Raw genomic sequence first — 16,964 nt, forward strand, 5'->3', positions numbered from 1 at the left:
CCAGGCACATCAGTCAATCAAGGCGTGAACACCAACGATGCAGGTGTATCGACGTCCCACAGCACGCCGGGGTCGTCGACCGGCACTTCCCGCACCCGCCCAGCCTGAAACAAGCGTCTTGCGCCCCGCTCGCCCGCCAATGCCATCAACGGCAGGCAAAACTGACGGCCGAATGCTACGGGATGACCGTATTCTCCAGCGCTGACCGGCACACTGACGGACCCTTCTTCCAGCGAGCCAATCACCCGAACCAGGGTGTCGGGCAAGATAAATGGCATATCCCCCAACACAACCAGCCAACCACGATGATCGGGCTGAGCGGTAACCGCCGCCGCGATGCTGTCGCCCATACCGCCTGACGCCAGCAACTCCACCTGGCAGCCATAACGCAGTCCCAGCTCAATGACCTCAAGACGCTCGGGACGGGTCAGTAGCACACAGTTATCCACAGCCCCTTTTTCCACAGCCGCTTGCAAGTTCAGCAACACCTGCTCAAGCACCGGGCGCACAATTCCGTCGCGCCCGACACACGGAGCCAGTAACTTATCTTGATCCGCACCGGCAACGGCCCGATAGCGACTGCCCTGCCCTGCGGCAAGCACCACAGCACACAGGGTTGTGCTCAATGCGCCGTCTCTGCGCTGAGGGGTTTTTTCTGCTTCAAGGGAATGCCGTTTTTAAGGGCCACGATCTCTGCCATCAATGACAGCGCGATTTCTGCGGGGGTATGGCTGCCAATGTGCAGACCGACAGGCCCATGCAAACGTCCGATAATCTCAGCATCCATGCCCAGTTGAGCAAGATTTTCCCGGCGCTTCTGGCTGGTGGCCCTCGACCCAAGCGCGCCCACGTAGAACGCGTTGGAACTCAATGCCGTGAGCAGGGCCATATCATCCAGGCGCGGGTCATGGGTCAGGGCAACGATGGCGGTGCGCTCGTCGGGCTCGATGGTCAACACGGCATCATCCGGCATTCCGGGCACGAAGCGCGCTTGCTGATCCTCCCAACCGTAGGCAAATTCTTTGCGCGGATCACAGATCAGCACGTCGAAATCCAGCAGACGGGCGATCTCGGCGACATACCGCGACAATTGCCCCGCGCCAATCAACATCAAACGCCAGCGCGGCCCATAGATTGTGCGCAGGGTCTGCCCATCGAACGTCACCCCCTCTTCACGACTGGCCGGGTGCAGGCTGACAGCGCCAGACTGCAGATTCAGCTCGCGAGCGACGATCTGGTGATCCCCGCAGCGCTGCAATACGTCGGCAACCCACTGCACATCGCCGACCCACTCTTCGGCCAAACGCAGCGTGCCGCCGCACGGCAGACCAAATCGGGCGGCCTCTTCGCGGGTCACGCCATAGGTCACCAGGTGCACGCCATTACTGGCGTGTACACGCCCCTCCTGCAAGCGCGCGATCAGGTCGTCCTCGATGCAGCCACCCGATACGGAGCCGATGACTATGCCGTCTTCGCGCAAGGCCAGCATCGCGCCGGGTGGCCGAGGCGCGCTGCCCCAGGTCTGCACCACGCTGTACAACAGCACGCGATGCCCCGCGCGGCGCCATTTGAGCACGCTGCGCAGGACATTCAGGTCAACGCTGTCCATCAGACTTTGGCCTGTTTCGCCTGCCAGCCGTTGAGCTGATGGCGAATCGGCAGGCTGCGGATCCGTTGGCCTGTGGCGGCGAAGATCGCGTTGCACAAGGCCGGCGCAATCGGCGGTACACCTGGCTCGCCAACACCGCCCAACGGCACCTCACCGGCAGGCGTCACCAGATGCACGGCGACGTGCTTGGGCGCCAGCGACATGCGCGCAACTTCGTACATGTGGAAGTTGTCCTGCTGAACCTTGCCGTCCTTAAAGCTGATTTCCCCCAGCACTGCGTTGCCCAGGCCCATCACGCAAGCACCTTCGAACTGCGAGCGAATCCGCTCCGGGTTGATCTGCGGCCCGCAATCCACGGCGATGTCGGCTTTGTGCACGATCAAGGTCCCGTCATCCTTGACCTCGACCTCGATCACTGCCGCCACATAGGTGACGAAGCTGTAATGCGCGGCCAGGCCAAGGCCACGGCCCTTGGGCAATTTACGCCCCCAATCGGCTTCCTTGGCGGCCCGCTCGATCACTGCACGCAAGCGCGCGGTATCAATCGGGTAACGCTCTGGCGATTCACCGTAATTCCACTCTTCACTGAGGGTACGTGGATCGATCTGCCGATCCGGGCCCAGGAGTTTGAGCTGGTACTTCAAGGGGTCTTGCTTCGCTTTGGCTGCCAGTTCATCGATAAAGCTCTGCACCGCAAACCCGTGGGGGATGTTCGATACCGAGCGGTACCAGCCCACACGGGTATGCGCCACGGCCTCGGGGTTTTCCAGGCGGACATTGGGGATTGCGTACGGCATGTTGGTGAAGCCCATGCCCAGTTCGAACGCACCTTCGTTCTTGACCCCCGGCGCAAACAGCGCGGTGATGCTCGGCGCTACGGTGCGGTGCAACCAGCCAGACGGCATGCCGTCCTTATCGAGGCTGGCCTTGAGGTATTCCGCCGACACCGTGTGGAAGTAAGAGTTATGAACATCGTCTTCCCGCGTCCATTGGACCCGCACCGCTTTACCGGGCATGGCTTTGGCAAGGATCGCCGCTTCGATCACGAAGTCCGGTTTCGACTTGCGCCCGAAACCGCCGCCCAGCAGGGTGACATTGACCGTGACCTTGTCGAAGTGGATGCCCAGACGGTCCGCGATCCGCGTGCGGGTCACTTGCGGCGCCTGGCTCGGCGCCCAGGCTTCGCATACGCCATCCTGGAAACGGGCAATGGCAACCATCGGCTCCATCGGCGATTGCGCCAGATGCGGCAAGTAATACGAAGCGTCGAGCGTGCTATGAGCCTTGCTCAGGGCGGCGTCGATATCACCCGTGCTGCGGACTACTTTGCCTGATTTCTGCGCGGCAGCTTCAATTTCCTTGCGGTAAGCGACCGAGTCGTAACTGGCGTTGACGCCATCATCCCACTCGATTTTCAGCGCATCACGGCCTTTGATCGCAGCCCAGGTGTTGCTGGCGATCACCGCCACACCGCCCAGCGGCTGGAACTCGGAAGGCAGCGGGCTGCTCTCGATTTCCATGACTTTGATCACACCGGGCACTTTCAGGGCAGCGCTGGAGTCAACGGATTTAACCTTGCCGCCATACACCCGTGGCCGCGCAATGGTGGCGTAGAGCATGCCGTCAAAATGCACATCAGCGCCATAAATCGCCCGGCCATTGACGATGTCATCACCATCAAGGGCGCGCGTTGCTTCCTTACCGATATAACGGAACTCGGAAGGCTGCTTGAGGCGCAAGCTGTCACGGGCAGGCACGGCCAATGCACCGGCCGCCGTGGCCAACTCGCCATAGCCCAACTCACGGCCTGTCGGCCTGTGGATAACTTTATGCAGCTGCGCGTGGCATTCGGCCAACGGCACTTTCCATTGATCGGCAGCGGCCTGTTCAAGCATGGTCCGCGCGGCAGCACCGCAGCGGCGCATCGGCTCATACCAGTGGCGCATGCTGCGCGAACCGTCGGTGTCCTGGTTGCCGAAGCGTACCTCGTCACCGGGTGCCTGCTTGACCTTGACCCGCGTCCAATCGGCTTCCAGTTCGTCCGCGACCACCATGCTCAGGCTGCTGCGAATACCCTGGCCCATTTCGGAACGGTTGCACGTCACCGTCACAGTGCCGTCGGCGTCGATGCTGACGTAGACCTTCGGGTCATCGATCCAGCCGTGCGGCATGCCGTCGGCGCCGAACTTCTTCTCATCGGCGAAAGCATCCTGCCAACCCCAACTGGCAGCCAGTACCAGCGCGCTGGTTGCGCCGACACCTTTAAGGAAGCCGCGACGGCTCAAATTATTCAGGGCGAAATCGTTCAGGGACTGGCTCATGCCTTGGCCTCCTTCAGGTGAGTCGCGGCCTGATGGATCGCGGTTTTGATCCGGTTATAGGTACCGCAACGGCAGATGTTGCCAGCCATATAGTCTTCAATCTGAGCATCGCTAGGTGCCGGATTGCTCTTGAGCAAGGCGGTCGCGGACATGATTTGCCCACCCTGACAGAAGCCGCATTGGGCCACGCCATTATCGAGCCAGGCTTGCTGTACCACTTGACCGACCGGATCGCTGTGCAGGTTATCGATGGTGGTGACCGGTTGACCGACCACGCTGCCAATCGGGGTGACACATGAGCGCGCCGGCTCACCATTGATGTGGATGGTGCAGGCACCGCACACGCCCATGCCACAGCCGAATTTGGTCCCGGTGTAACCCGCGATGTCCCGGATAGCCCACAGCAGCGGCATATCCTCAGTCGCATCCAATTGGTGATCTTTGCCATTGAGATTCAGGGTAATCATGGAGCACGCCGCCTATTTTATCAGGGGTTCGAGACGAGCGATCTTTCTCTGGATTCAGCTCTTTGGCTGAGGCAGATCGGCTCAGGCTAATACAGGACCGTGTCGCACAGCCCCTCGGTTCGGATGCATCAACAAGTCGCTCGCCTTACATCGATAGCAAGCTAACTAAAAAGCGTTTAAGCGAACGAGTCCGCCTCAGGGATTCTGATGGTTCTAATGAAACAGGAGCAAAGCGAGGGTAGAGAATAGCCCTAAAAACAACCGAACCTTAGTAAAGGTTCGGCTCCATTTCCAATTGCACGTTATAGCGCTGGGCAATGTCATTTTGAATACGTTGCGCCAGGTTCAGCAGCTGCAACCCGGTGGCGTTGCCATAATTGACCAACACCAGTGACTGCAGGCGATGTACCCCCGCCCCGTTGCCCGCGTCGCGATACCCTTTCCACCCCGCGTGCTCGATCAGCCAGCCCGCAGCCAGCTTCACTTGACCATCAGCCTGTGGATAAGCAGTCAGACCCGGATATTGGCGCTTCAGTTCAGCTGCCAATGAAGCGGGTACCAATGGATTTTTGAAAAAACTGCCCGCATTACCCAAGACGGCCGGGTCCGGCAGTTTTTCGCTGCGGATCGCACAGATCGCCAGACTGACATCCTTGGGCGTCGGCTGAACGATGCCCTGTTCATCCAGACGCTGACGTACAGGCCCGTATTCCAGATGCAGGTGCGCCGCGCGACTCAGTAAAAAGCGCACGCGCAGAATCACCCAGTGCCCCGTGTCGCGCTTGAACACGCTGTCGCGGTAAGCGAAAGCGCAGTCGCCAAGGGAAAACTCACGCAGCTCACCTGTCTGGCGGTCCAGCGCAGTCAGGCTGTGGAATACATCCTTGATTTCGACACCATAGGCACCAATGTTCTGCATCGGCGCAGCGCCCACGGTGCCAGGAATCAGGCTGAGGTTTTCCAGGCCGGACAGGCCCTGCTCAAGGCTCCACAGCACAAAGGGATGCCAAGCCTCACCCGCCTCGGCTTCCACGATGACCTGCTCGCCATCGTCGGCAAGTAGACGAACGCCGCGACTGGTCATGCGCAGCACCAGTGCCTGAATATCGGCCGTCAGCAACAGATTGCTGCCGCCGCCAATGACCAGCAATGGCAGCCCGTGTTCAGCCGAAAACGCCAATGCCTGGCGCACCTCATCGTCGTTGTGGGCTTCGGCGAACACTTTGGCGCTCACGTCCACGCCAAAGGTGTTGAACGGCTTGAGGGAAACCGCGGACTGCACCTGCAAGGCCATCAAACCTCCAGCAAGCGGCGCACGCGCTCAAGGTCTTCAGCGGTGTCGACACCGGCTGGCGGCGCTTCCACTGCATCGGCGACGTGAATACGCACGCCATGCCACAGGGCACGCAGTTGCTCCAGGCTCTCTGTATCTTCCAGCCAGCACGGGCCCCAACTGACGAAGTCGTGAAGGAAACCCGCACGGTAGGCGTAGATCCCGATATGTCGGCGATACGGGACGCCGGCCGGCAACTGATCGCGATCCTTGGCCAGGGCGTCACGCGTCCACGGCAATGGTGCGCGACTGAACGTCAGGGCCAGGCCATTGAGATCAGCCACGACTTTGACCACGTTCGGATTAAACAGGCTGGCCACATCGTCGATCGGTTCGGCCAGGGTCGACATCCGCGCTTCCGGGTGTGCCGCCAGGTTGTCCGCCACTTGATCGATCACCGCAGGCGGGATCATCGGCTCATCACCCTGCACGTTGACCACGATGGCGTCGTGCGCCAGGCCCAGTTGAGCGGCGACTTCGGCCAGGCGGTCGGTACCGGAGTTGTGGTCGTCACGGGTCAGCAGCACTTCGGCGCCAAAAGCACGGCAAGCCTCGACGATGCGCGCATCATCAGTGGCCACTACCACGCGCTCAGCGCTGCTTTTACGCGCCTGTTCCCAGACGTGCTGGATCATCGGCTTGCCAGCGATCATTTTCAGGGGCTTGCCGGGGAAACGGCTGGAGCCGAAACGCGCCGGAATAACAACCGTGAACGCTGCAGTCATTTATCCAGACGCTCTTCGGTGGACAGGGTGCGCGCTTCGCTTTCCAGCATCACCGGAATGCCATCACGAATCGGATAGGCCAGGCCCGCGCCTTTGCTGATCAGCTCGGTTTTGTCGGCGCTGAGCTTGAGCGGCCCTTTGCAGATCGGGCAAGCGAGGATGTCGAGCAATTTGGTGTCCATAAAAAATCCTGTGGTGTTGCTGTTATTTACGGAGAAAGTGGCGAAATGGGCAACAGGCGTAACAACTGCGAATCGAACCAACTGACGAAGGCGGCTGAAGGCTGCGCATCCACAGCCAGATACCACCAATCGTCAGCGGCGAAGGTCCGGCACTTCACGGCATCCTTCTCGGTCATGATCAGCGGCAACGACGGTGTGAACGTCAACGCCTGCGCACTGTAGACTGCGTGATCGGCGAACGCGTGGGGAACAGGCTGCCAGTGTAGCCCTTCGAGGGTGTTGAAGAAACGTTGTGGATTGCCAATTCCGGCCACCGCATGCAGCGCTTGTCCGGCCGGAAAGTGATCCAGCGGCAGACGCTCGCCGCTACGCAGGTTGACCAGGGCGGTGGGTTTGAGAACAAATGCGAAGCCGTCCTCGCGGTCGCTGGCGGCGCCGTTATAAAGCACCGCATCGACGCTGTTCAGGCGCTCCATCGGTTCGCGCAAGGGGCCTGCGGGCAGGCAGCGGCGATTACCCAGGCCGCGAACGGCATCGATCAATACCAGTTCCAGATCCCGGGCCAGGCGATAATGTTGCAGGCCATCGTCGCTCAGGATCAGGTCCAGCGGCTCGGCATCGAGCAAGGCACGCACGGCGCGACTGCGGTCCGGGTCGATCATCAGGGCTACGCCGCTGCGCTGCACGATCAACAACGGTTCGTCACCGGTTTCGCTGGCACTTTGCCCGACACGGACCCGCCACGGGAAACTCGGCGGTGTAGCGCCGTACCCCCGGCTGACCACCCCGACCCGCAGACCCTGGTTGCGACAGTGCTCGATCAACCACAGGATCATCGGCGTCTTACCTGTACCGCCCACCGTGACGTTACCCACCACCAGCACCGGGACCGACGCCTTATAGATGTCGCCTTCACCGGCCAGGAAGCGCGCCCGTTTTTTCTGCACCACTCGCCGGTACACCCATTCCAGCGGGCGTAGCAGGCCAAGCGCAGGATGGCCGGTGTACCAGGCATTGAGTAAACGGTCGGTCAGCGCCATCAGTTAGCCGTTGGCGCCTCGACGGTGGTCATGCGCAGGTGGCTGAAACCCAGCTTGCCCGCTGCATCCATCGCTGTGATAACGGCTTGGTGAGGGGTTTTTCCGTCGGCGCTGATCGAGAGCGGCAGTGTCGTATCACCAGCCGACTCCTTCTGCAGCGCATCGATCAGCGTTGCCAGATCATTCTTGGGCAGCAACCGGTTATTCAGCGAATAGACGCCATCGGCACTGATTGCGATGTCCAGGTGTTTAAGTTCTGAATCGGCTTCCGGAGTGCCGGTGACCGCTTGCGGCAATTCGACGCGCAACTGGGTCTCACGGGTAAACGTGGTGGTGACAACGAAGAACAGCAGCAGGATAAACACCACGTCGATCAACGACACGAGGTTGATGTCGATGATCTCCCGCGGTTTACGGCGGCGGAATTTCACGCTTTACCCTCGGTCAGATCGACGTCACGGTCGCCCTGCACCACTTCGACCAGCTTGATCGCTTCCTGCTCCATGCCCACCACCAGTTCATCGACCCGACTTTGCAGGAACCGGTGGAAGAAGATGGCAGGAATACCGACCATCAGGCCGGAAGCGGTACAGATCAGCGCTTTGGATATACCGCCAGCCAGTATCGCCGCATTGGTGGTCATGCCTGAGTTCACGAACGAACCAAAGATATCGATCATGCCCAGCACCGTCCCCAGCAAACCGAGCAACGGCGCCATGGCAGCAATGGTGCCCAACGCACTCAGGTAACGCTCGAGTTCATGAATGACCCGCGCCGCAGCCTCTTCGATGCACTCTTTCATGATCTCGCGACCATGTTTGGAGTTCGCCAGACCCGCCGCGAGAATCTCGCCCAGCGGTGAGTCGGCGCGCAGCTCTTTGAGCTTGTCGCTGTTAAGTTGCTTGTCTTTGATCCAGCGCCACACCTGACCGAGCAAATGCGGCGGGGTGATGCGGCTGGCACGCAACGTCCAGAGCCGCTCGATAATGATCGCGACAGCAGCGATGGAACTCAGAATGATTGGCAGCATCATCCAACCGCCTGATTTGACCAGTTCCCACACAGTGACGACCCCTTGAAAAAAGTGGCGTCACTCTACCATAGGGCCGCCCGCACGCCGAACCCCGCGATGAATAACCGCCCTGATCAATCGCGCCAGAAGCGCCGTCGGGCACGCTCTCCTTGCGCCTCACCGAATACCCCCAGTTGCAGACGAATCGCGCCCAGTTCGGCGCTGTCATAAGGCTGCACGGCCAAGGCTGCATAGCGCGCCATTACCTGCGGGTGCGGGTGCCCGAACGCATTGTTGCGCCCACGGGAGATCAATACTCTTTCAGGCGCCACCGCCTTGAGAAACGCCGTGGATGAGGAACTGCGGCTCCCATGATGCGGCGCCTGCAACCAATGCGCGCGAACATCGAACCCGCTGCCGAGCACGGCACGTTCGGCTCCGGCTTCAATATCGCCAGTCAACAACAAACGCTCACCATTGGCCTCGACCCGCAGTACGCAGGAAGCCTCGTTACTCTCTGTCGCGTGTTCCCAGCGCCAGGTCGAGAAATGCACACCATCCCACTGCCATTGCTCACCGTTCTGACAGGACTGAGCCTGCAAGAGTGGCGGCAACTTGGCTACCTCGCCAGCCAGTACGCGGGCAACAGGCAAGCTTTTATAGACGGCCTGCGCCCCACCCGCATGGTCGGCATGCGCATGACTGATCAACATCAAATCGAGCTGGCGTACGCCGGTCTTGCGTATCGACGGCAGCACCACGCGCTGGCCAATATCGAAATCACCGAAGCGCGGGCCTGCGTCATACAACAGCGTGTGCTGGCGCGTCCGCAACACAATCGCCAGGCCCTGTCCCACATCCAGCTGCATCACCTCGACCTGACCATAGGGCACGCTCTTCACTGGCGGGAACACGCACAGCAGCAACAGCGGCCAGCCCAACAGACGCAATGGCACGCCCTTGGGCAGCAGCAACAAGACGCCGCCAAGCATGCTCAGCCACCACGCCCACCACGGCACCGCACTGCCGATCCAGGCCGGGACCCACCCAGCGACCCACGCCAACCCCTGAAACAGCCACCCCAGCAGACCTCCAGCCAGCCACAGCAAACCCTCGCCAATACCGGGCACCGGCAATAACACAGTGCCGAGCAGCGCCAGCGGCAACACGACGACGCTGATCCATGGCACCGCGAGCAAATTGGCCAATGGCCCGCTGAGACTGACCGGCAGGTTCAACGCGAGCACTACCGGGAGCAACCCGATGGCGATCAACCATTGCGCACGGGTCCAGCTTTGCAGCCAGCTCCAGGCGCCCAGCCGACCACTGAATACCAGAATCAGGATCGCGACGGCGGCAAAGGACAACCAAAAACCGGGTTGCAAACTGACCAGCGGTTCGACGACCAGTACCGCGTTGAGTGACAACAACAAGGGCCACCACACACCCAGGTGACGGAAGCGCAGACGCCAGAGCAGGACCATACCGATCATCGTGCAGGCTCGGCGCACCGGCACTTCAAAACCAGCCAGCAAGCCGTAACCGAGCGCTGCGGCAAACGCCAGGCCACACGCACAGGGCAACCACGGCAAACGGCGCGGCCACAGCCCCCAACGCGCCAGCCCGGCGACCAGCGCGTAAATCAACCCGGCCAGTAACCCGATGTGCTGGCCCGAGATCACCAGCAGATGCACAGTGCCGGTGTCCTGCAGCACTTGCCAATCAGCCGGCGTCAGCCCTGAATCGTCGCCCAGCACCAGCGCCGCCAGCCCGCCTTGACGTCCTTGTGCATCGACTGCCAGCAACCGCTGACGCACCGCATCGCGCCAGGCTGAACGCGCAGGCGCGAGCAATTGCCCATCCGCCACGGTACCGGTCGCGCCAATGCGCTGCGCCAACAACCAGGCTTCGTAGTCGAATGAATCAGGATTAATCAGGCCCGCCGGACGTTTGAGCTTGACCGCCAGCCGCCAGTGCTCGCCGCTGCGCACACCAGAGCCGCCGTACCACGCCAGACGCATATGCTCAGGCAACCGGGCACGACGTGATTGCGCACCGTCGAGTTGAAAGCGCACCACGCCGTCACTCGACTGCGGCAAGCCGACCACCTTGCCTTGCACCCATAGCGTTTGGCCGTCGAGTCGAGGCAGCAGGCGATCATCCAGCGCCCATTGCGCCGACACACACGCCCAACTGAAGCCGAACAGAAAAAACGCCAGCGGATAACTTCGAAACGGCAACAGCATCAGCGCCAAGACGGGCGTCAACAGCAACAGCCAAAACGGTGGCAATGCCGGCATGAAACGAATAGCCAAAAGACCCAGCGCGAGCGCCACCATCCCTGTGCGCATAAGTCTGTCCTTGAGAAGTCCATCCCTTGGATTAGCGCACCCTGCCAGACCCCGCTTTTATTAATTGTCACAAAGTCTGAATTTGATGTAGGCAGAATCTAGGCATACTGACCCACACACCTGGGACGAGACCCCCTATGCCGCGTCGTCTATTCAAACGCTACATGCCTGACCCGACCCGCATCAGGGAACACAAATCCTTACGCTTTCTCGGTCGTCTTCTGCATGATCCGAACCTCTGGCACCTCAATCGCCACTCCGTCTCGCGTGCGATGGGCATCGGGCTGTTCGCAGCATTTATGCCCATTCCCTTGCAGATGTTGTTGGCGGCCATGCTGGCCATCGCGGTGCGCGGCAATATGCCGATTGGCGTCAGCCTGGTCTGGCTGACCAATCCAGTCACGATGCCTCCGGTGTTTTATTGCACGTACCGGATCGGTGCCTGGCTGATGCAATTGCCACCACGCCACCTGCCGCCTGAACTGTCCTGGGAGTGGATCAGCGGGCAGTTATCAACCTTGTGGCAGCCCTTCTTGCTGGGCTCTGTAGTGACAGGCATCGTATTTGGCACACTGGCATACGGCCTGACCCAGCTGTATTGGCGCTGGTGGGTCAGCAGGCAGTGGCGTTTGCGGAGAGAGAAGAGGAAGTGAAGCTGTCAGGCTGACGCAATCCGTGGGGGCAAATAAATTCGCTCCCACGGATTGAGTACACAGCCTGTACAGAGGAAGACTACTGACGCATCCCGCGCCCGCTGATCAGCAGACGCGCACAGCCCAGGTACAAAATAACGGTCGCCACGACCATGAACGTCAGGGCGATGCTGATGCGGATGTCCGACACACCCAGGATGCCGTAACGGAAGGCGTTGACCATGTGCAGCACCGGGTTGGCCATGGACACGGTCTGCCAGAACGGCGGCAGCAGGTTGATCGAGTAAAACACCCCGCCCAGGTAGGTCAACGGCGTCAGGACGAAGGTCGGAATAATCGAGATATCGTCGAAGTTGCGCGCAAAGACGGCGTTGATGAAGCCCAGCAGCGAGAAAATCGTTGCCGTCAGCACGACCACCACTATCGTGATCCCCAAGTGATGGACCTGCAGGTCAGTAAAGAACATCGACAACAGGGTCACGATCAGGCCCACCATCAAACCGCGCAGTACGCCCCCAAGGGTGTAGCCGATCAGGATGGTGTGCGGCGAGACCGGCGAGACCATCAACTCTTCGATCGAACGCTGAAACTTGGCGCCGAAGAAGCTCGACACAACGTTGCCATAGGAGTTGGTGATCACCGACATCATGATCAGGCCCGGCACGATGTACTGCATGTAGGTGAAGCCACCCATGTCGCCAATCTGCCGGCCGATCAGGTTGCCGAAGATCACGAAGTACAACACCATGGTGATCGCTGGCGGCAGCAACGTTTGCGGCCAGATACGGGTGAAACGACGGATCTCGCGATAGACGATGGTTTGCAGGGCAATCAGGTTGGGACGCAGCTCGGAGCCAGGATTGGAACTCATACCGCCACCTTCGCCAGGTTTTTTTCCACCAGAGAAACGAACAGCTCCTCAAGGCGATTGGTTTTATTGCGCAGGCTCAGCACTTCGACTTTCTGCGCGGCCAACTGACCGAACAGCGCGGTGATGCCAACGGTCTTGTCCACTTGCACTTCCAGGGTATGGCTGTCGACCAACTTCGCCGGGTAACCAATCAAGGTCGGCGCCACCTGATACGCATCCCTCAGATCAAGCAAAAACGTCTCGACGTGCAGCGTATTCAGCAGTTGCTTCATGCCCATGTTCTGGACGATGACGCCGTGATCGATGATCCCGATATTACGGCACAGGTGCTCAGCCTCTTCCAGGTAGTGCGTGGTGAGGATGATGGTGATGCCTTTCTCGTTCAGCTCGGTGAGGAAGGTCCACATTGAGCGACGCAGCTCAATGTCCACGCCCGCCGTCGGCTCATCAAGAATCAACAGACGCGGTTCGTGGATCAACGCCCGAGCGATCATCAGACGGCGCTTCATGCCGCCGGACAACGCACGCGATGGCACGTCGCGTTTGTCCCACAAGCCCAGTTGAGTCAGGTATTGCTCGGCCCGCTCTTTGGCGATTTTGGGTGGGATACCGTAGTACCCGGCTTGGGTTACCACAATGTCGAACGTCTTTTCGAACTGGTTGAAATTGAATTCCTGCGGCACCACACCGATGCACCGCTTGAGCGCTGCGGGCTCGCGATCCAGGTCATGACCAAAGATATTCACTGTACCGCTGGTTTTGTTGACCAGGGTCGAGATGATGCCGATGGTGGTGGATTTTCCGGCGCCATTGGGGCCGAGCAATGCGAAGAAATCACCTTCAGCGACATCCAGATCGATACCACTCAGGGCCTGGAAACCGTTGCCGTAGGTTTTGGTTAGCTGCCGGATGGACAGAGCGGAACTCATATCTGAAATACGCACCAAGAAGGGGGAAGGAAGAATAAATAAGGTCGAGCGCAATCAATAACAACTGCGGCCAACCGGACAATGGTGCTTGGCAACGCCGCGCAAGTACAGCGACATGTGTTGATAGTCAGTATTAACTCAACGCGGTCATCACTGCTTTTCGATAGGCCGGCCGCGCTTTCAAGCGCTCATACCAGGCTTGAAGATGGTGCATCGCGGGGCGTTCAATCGGCATCTCGAACCAGGCATATATAAAGCTGCCCAAGGGAATATCGCCCATCCCCAACACCTCTCCAGACAAGTAAGGCTGTTTGGCCAACGTGTCGTCGACGACGGCCAGCAACGCCTGACACGTTTTGATCGCACCGTTGATCTGCACCCAGTCCTGCTGATCCGCCGGGGTGCGCAACACGCCCCAGAACACGCTCTTGAAGGGTTCGGCAAACGTTGAGGTGGTCCAATCCATCCATTTGTCCGCCGACGCCCGCGCGGTCAGGCTGTCAGGGTACATGGCCGAGCCCGGCGCATAACGAGCGGCGAGATAGCGCACGATGGCGTTGGATTCCCAGAGTACGAAACCATCATCCTCAATGACCGGGATCCGGCCATTGGGGTTCATCGCCCGGTATTCGGGTTGATCGACAATGCCAAATGCGCCACCGGCATCAATGGCTTCATACGGCACCGCAACCTCTTCTGCACACCACAGCGCCTTGCGCACGTTGGACGAGTTTTTCCGACCCCAGATTTTCAGCATGCCATTCCCCTTGTCAAACCCGTGATGACTCAATCGTGCATCAGTTTAATCCGAGCACGCCCCTCTAAATCCAGCGATCTATTATAGAAATTGATCGCCTGCATCTCTGGGCTGGAGCTGAAACCGAGTTCATGCCCGGCGAACTCCGCCACGGCCGGGTGGTCACTATCGATGCACTCGCTGTTGTCGCCATCTTCACCTGATGCCGACTAAGCTCTTGATGGCGGATTTTTTGCCGCTGTCGTCACGGAGGATTACCTATGCTGTTGTTGTGGATACTGGTTCTGGTGGTCGGGGTTGCTTATCTGGCCCACCGACGCGTCGCACCCCTGCCCTGCTTGGGTGTGGTCGCTGTCTTTTTGCTGGCAATGGGCGCCTTCAGCCACGCGCCGGGTTGGCTGCTGGTAGTGCTCTGGGTGTTGTGGCTGGCAGTCGCAGTGCCGTTGGCCCTGCCAGATCTGCGCCGCACGTACCTCACTGCGCGGTTGTTCTCATGGTTCAAGAAAACCTTGCCACCTATGTCGCAGACCGAGCGCGACGCCATCGACGCGGGCACCGTCTGGTGGGACGGTGAACTGTTCAGCGGTCGCCCCGCCTGGAACACGCTGCTGGCCTACCCCAAAGTCCAGCTCACAGAAGAAGAACAGGCGTTCCTCGACGGCCCTACCGAAGAGTTGTGCGCGATGGTCAGTGACTGGCAGATCGGCCAGTCAATGGACTTGCCGCCTGAAGCCTGGGAACACATCAAGCAGCACGGCTTCTTCGCCCTGATCATCCCCAAAGAATATGGCGGCAAAGGTTTCTCGGCCTACGCTCACTCCCAAGTGGCGATGAAACTGGCCACCCGCAGCGGCGACCTGGCGTCCACGGTCATGGTGCCCAACTCCCTCGGCCCTGCCGAATTGCTGCTGCATTACGGCACGGACGAACAACGCAATCACTACTTGCCACGCCTGGCACGCGGCGACGACATTCCGTGTTTCGCCCTGACCGGCCCGCTGGCGGGCTCTGATGCCGGCGCCATGCCGGACACCGGGGTGATCTGCAAAGGCCAATGGCAAGGCAAAGAAGTCATCGGCCTGCGCCTGAACTGGGAAAAACGCTACATCACCCTCGGCCCGGTCGCCACCTTGCTGGGTCTGGCGTTCAAGGCATTCGACCCTGAGCACTTGCTCGGCGACAAGGAAGACCTGGGCATCAGCCTGGCGCTGATCCCGACCGATACCCCCGGCGTGGAAATCGGGCGCCGCCACCTGCCACTGGGCGCCGCGTTCATGAACGGCCCCAACAGCGGCAAGGACGTGTTCATCCCCCTGGACCTCCTGATCGGTGGTCAGGACATGCTCGGCAAAGGCTGGATGATGCTGATGAACTGCCTGTCGGTGGGTCGTTCAATCTCCCTGCCTGCGGTCGGCACTGGCGCAGCCAAGTTCACCAGCCTGGTCACCGGGCAATATGCGCAGGTGCGTGAACAGTTCAATGTGCCGCTGTCGGCTTTCGAAGGTATCCAGGAAGCCCTGGCGCGGATCGGCGGCAACGCCTGGCTGATGGACAGCGCGCGGATGCTCACCGCCAACGCCGTGGACCTGGGGGAAAAACCCTCGGTGTTGTCGGCGATCCTGAAATATCACCTGACCGAACGTGGCCGTGAATGCATCAGCCACGCCATGGATGTGCACGGTGGCAAGGGCATCATCATGGGCCCGAACAACTATCTGGGCCGCAGCTGGCAGGGGGCGCCAATCTTCATCACCGTAGAAGGCGCCAACATCCTTTCGCGCAACCTGATGATCTTCGGTCAGGGCGCGATTCGCTGCCATCCGTTCGTGCTCAAGGAAATGGCCCTGGCCGGCCGCGAGGATCACGAACGCGCGCTGGTGGAGTTCGATGGCCTGCTGCTCAAGCACATCGGTTTTGCGGTCGGCAACGCAGCCAGTACCTTCATTCTCAACCTTGGCCTTGGACGTTTCGAGACCGTACCGGGAGACAGCCTGAGCCAGGGTTACTTCCGCGCACTGAATCGCCAGGCCGCCGCTTTTGCCCTGCTGGCCGACTTGAGCATGATGCTCCTGGGCGGCGAGCTCAAACGGCGGGAACGGCTGTCTGCCCGTCTCGGCGATGTGCTGAGCCATCTGTACCTGGCCTCCGCCGCGCTCAAGCGTTACCACGACCTCGATTCGCCCGACCACATGCGCCCCCTGTTTCGCTGGGCCATGGAGGAAAGCCTTGGCGAGTCCGAGCGCGCACTGGATGAGCTGCTGAGCAACTTCCCGAGTCGAGTAATGGGTTGCCTGCTGCGTGTGGTGGTGTTCCCGTTCGGTCGTCGGCACACCGGGCCATCGGATGCACTGGATGCCGAGGTCGCCGAAGTGATTGGTCGCGCCAAAGGAGATCCGGCCCTGGAAGAACTGCTTGCTGGCTGCTATCGCCCGCAATCGATAGATGATCCGGTCGGCGCCCTGCAACACGCCAGTGACTTGCTGAAAGCCAGCCAACCGCTACAACAAAAGCTGCACCACGCACTGAAAAGCGGTCAGTTGAAACCGGCGGCAGGTGAGCACGTTATCGATGCCGCCCTGAGCGTCGGCGTGCTGCTACCGGCCGAAGCACAAACGCTACGCGTGGCAGAGGCGGCGCGGCGCACAGTGATCGATGTCGATGATTTCGATAAAGAGGAACTGACGCTGGCCGAGGGCAAGACTCGCTAGTTGACC

16 protein-coding genes and 1 pseudogene are annotated in these 16,964 nt (G+C 60.3%); 2 read left to right on the top strand and 15 right to left on the bottom strand.

Features of this window, described 5'->3' with window-relative positions; genetic code table 11:
* Nucleotides 1–17: 17 nt before the first annotated feature.
* From RHM55_RS07845 to RHM55_RS07895, 12 genes and pseudogenes are all read right to left on the bottom strand, one after another.
* Nucleotides 18–626 (bottom strand): nucleotidyltransferase family protein, encoded by a 609-nt coding sequence (locus tag RHM55_RS07845; RefSeq protein ID WP_322180847.1) that lies wholly within the window; start codon nucleotides 624–626, stop codon nucleotides 18–20.
* Nucleotides 623–1,609 (bottom strand): XdhC family protein, encoded by a 987-nt coding sequence (locus RHM55_RS07850; RefSeq protein ID WP_322180849.1) that lies wholly within the window; start codon nucleotides 1,607–1,609, stop codon nucleotides 623–625. Before RHM55_RS07850 ends, RHM55_RS07845 begins: the two co-directional genes overlap by 4 nt.
* Complete coding sequence (locus RHM55_RS07855; RefSeq protein WP_416152015.1) at nucleotides 1,609–3,228, bottom strand: xanthine dehydrogenase family protein molybdopterin-binding subunit; 1,620 nt, start codon at nucleotides 3,226–3,228, stop codon at nucleotides 1,609–1,611. The genes RHM55_RS07850 and RHM55_RS07855 overlap by 1 nt, the downstream gene beginning before the upstream one ends.
* Before the next feature lie 204 nt (nucleotides 3,229–3,432).
* Nucleotides 3,433–3,864 (bottom strand): annotated as a pseudogene (locus RHM55_RS25870) (molybdopterin cofactor-binding domain-containing protein); the annotation flags it as partial.
* Between the two features lie 62 nt (nucleotides 3,865–3,926).
* Nucleotides 3,927–4,397: a (2Fe-2S)-binding protein gene (locus tag RHM55_RS07860; protein WP_322180853.1), complete on the bottom strand. Its 471-nt coding sequence runs from the start codon at nucleotides 4,395–4,397 to the stop codon at nucleotides 3,927–3,929.
* A gap of 268 nt (nucleotides 4,398–4,665) precedes the next feature.
* Entirely contained in the window at nucleotides 4,666–5,691 is a 1,026-nt protein-coding gene (gene murB / locus RHM55_RS07865; protein WP_322180855.1) for a UDP-N-acetylmuramate dehydrogenase, read from the bottom strand.
* The gene (kdsB, locus tag RHM55_RS07870; protein WP_322180857.1) at nucleotides 5,691–6,455 is read right to left on the bottom strand and encodes a 3-deoxy-manno-octulosonate cytidylyltransferase; all 765 of its coding nucleotides are present in this window, start codon (nucleotides 6,453–6,455) and stop codon (nucleotides 5,691–5,693) included. Before kdsB ends, murB begins: the two co-directional genes overlap by 1 nt.
* Nucleotides 6,452–6,637, bottom strand: a complete 186-nt coding sequence (locus tag RHM55_RS07875; RefSeq protein WP_058437370.1) for a Trm112 family protein — start codon at nucleotides 6,635–6,637, stop codon at nucleotides 6,452–6,454. Before RHM55_RS07875 ends, kdsB begins: the two co-directional genes overlap by 4 nt.
* Nucleotides 6,638–6,663: 26 nt before the next feature.
* Nucleotides 6,664–7,677, bottom strand: coding sequence for a tetraacyldisaccharide 4'-kinase (gene lpxK, locus RHM55_RS07880; RefSeq protein WP_322180861.1), 1,014 nt, complete (start codon nucleotides 7,675–7,677; stop codon nucleotides 6,664–6,666).
* Nucleotides 7,677–8,108, bottom strand: coding sequence for a biopolymer transporter ExbD (locus RHM55_RS07885; protein WP_322180863.1), 432 nt, complete (start codon nucleotides 8,106–8,108; stop codon nucleotides 7,677–7,679). Before RHM55_RS07885 ends, lpxK begins: the two co-directional genes overlap by 1 nt.
* Nucleotides 8,105–8,740 carry a MotA/TolQ/ExbB proton channel family protein gene (locus RHM55_RS07890; protein WP_322180865.1) on the bottom strand — a complete coding sequence of 212 codons (636 nt, stop codon included), beginning with the start codon at nucleotides 8,738–8,740 and terminating at the stop codon, nucleotides 8,105–8,107. Before RHM55_RS07890 ends, RHM55_RS07885 begins: the two co-directional genes overlap by 4 nt.
* 83 nt (nucleotides 8,741–8,823) lie before the next feature.
* On the bottom strand, nucleotides 8,824–11,040 hold the full coding sequence (locus RHM55_RS07895; protein WP_322180867.1) for a DNA internalization-related competence protein ComEC/Rec2: 2,217 nt from the start codon (nucleotides 11,038–11,040) through the stop codon (nucleotides 8,824–8,826).
* Between the two features lie 137 nt (nucleotides 11,041–11,177).
* Here RHM55_RS07895 and RHM55_RS07900 point away from each other — a divergent pair, with 137 nt between their 5' ends.
* On the top strand, nucleotides 11,178–11,693 hold the full coding sequence (locus RHM55_RS07900) for a DUF2062 domain-containing protein (protein WP_322180869.1): 516 nt from the start codon (nucleotides 11,178–11,180) through the stop codon (nucleotides 11,691–11,693).
* A gap of 79 nt (nucleotides 11,694–11,772) precedes the next feature.
* On the opposite strand, the gene RHM55_RS07905 is transcribed toward RHM55_RS07900, so the two are convergent.
* The 3 genes from RHM55_RS07905 to RHM55_RS07915 all read right to left on the bottom strand — a co-directional run bounded on the left by RHM55_RS07905 (nucleotide 11,773) and on the right by RHM55_RS07915 (nucleotide 14,250).
* Complete coding sequence (locus RHM55_RS07905; protein WP_322180871.1) at nucleotides 11,773–12,564, bottom strand: ABC transporter permease; 792 nt, start codon at nucleotides 12,562–12,564, stop codon at nucleotides 11,773–11,775.
* Nucleotides 12,561–13,493: an ABC transporter ATP-binding protein gene (locus RHM55_RS07910; protein ID WP_322180873.1), complete on the bottom strand. Its 933-nt coding sequence runs from the start codon at nucleotides 13,491–13,493 to the stop codon at nucleotides 12,561–12,563. The genes RHM55_RS07905 and RHM55_RS07910 overlap by 4 nt, the downstream gene beginning before the upstream one ends.
* A 133-nt stretch (nucleotides 13,494–13,626) precedes the next feature.
* Entirely contained in the window at nucleotides 13,627–14,250 is a 624-nt protein-coding gene (locus tag RHM55_RS07915) for a glutathione S-transferase (RefSeq protein ID WP_322180875.1), read from the bottom strand.
* A 260-nt stretch (nucleotides 14,251–14,510) separates the two neighbouring features.
* On the opposite strand from RHM55_RS07915, the gene RHM55_RS07920 reads away from it, so the two are divergent.
* The gene (locus tag RHM55_RS07920; protein ID WP_322180878.1) at nucleotides 14,511–16,958 is read left to right on the top strand and encodes an acyl-CoA dehydrogenase; all 2,448 of its coding nucleotides are present in this window, start codon (nucleotides 14,511–14,513) and stop codon (nucleotides 16,956–16,958) included.
* The last annotated feature ends 6 nt before the right edge of the window (nucleotides 16,959–16,964 follow it).

The organism is Pseudomonas sp. MH9.2 (genome assembly GCF_034353875.1).
In the GTDB taxonomy this organism is placed as follows: domain Bacteria; phylum Pseudomonadota; class Gammaproteobacteria; order Pseudomonadales; family Pseudomonadaceae; genus Aquipseudomonas.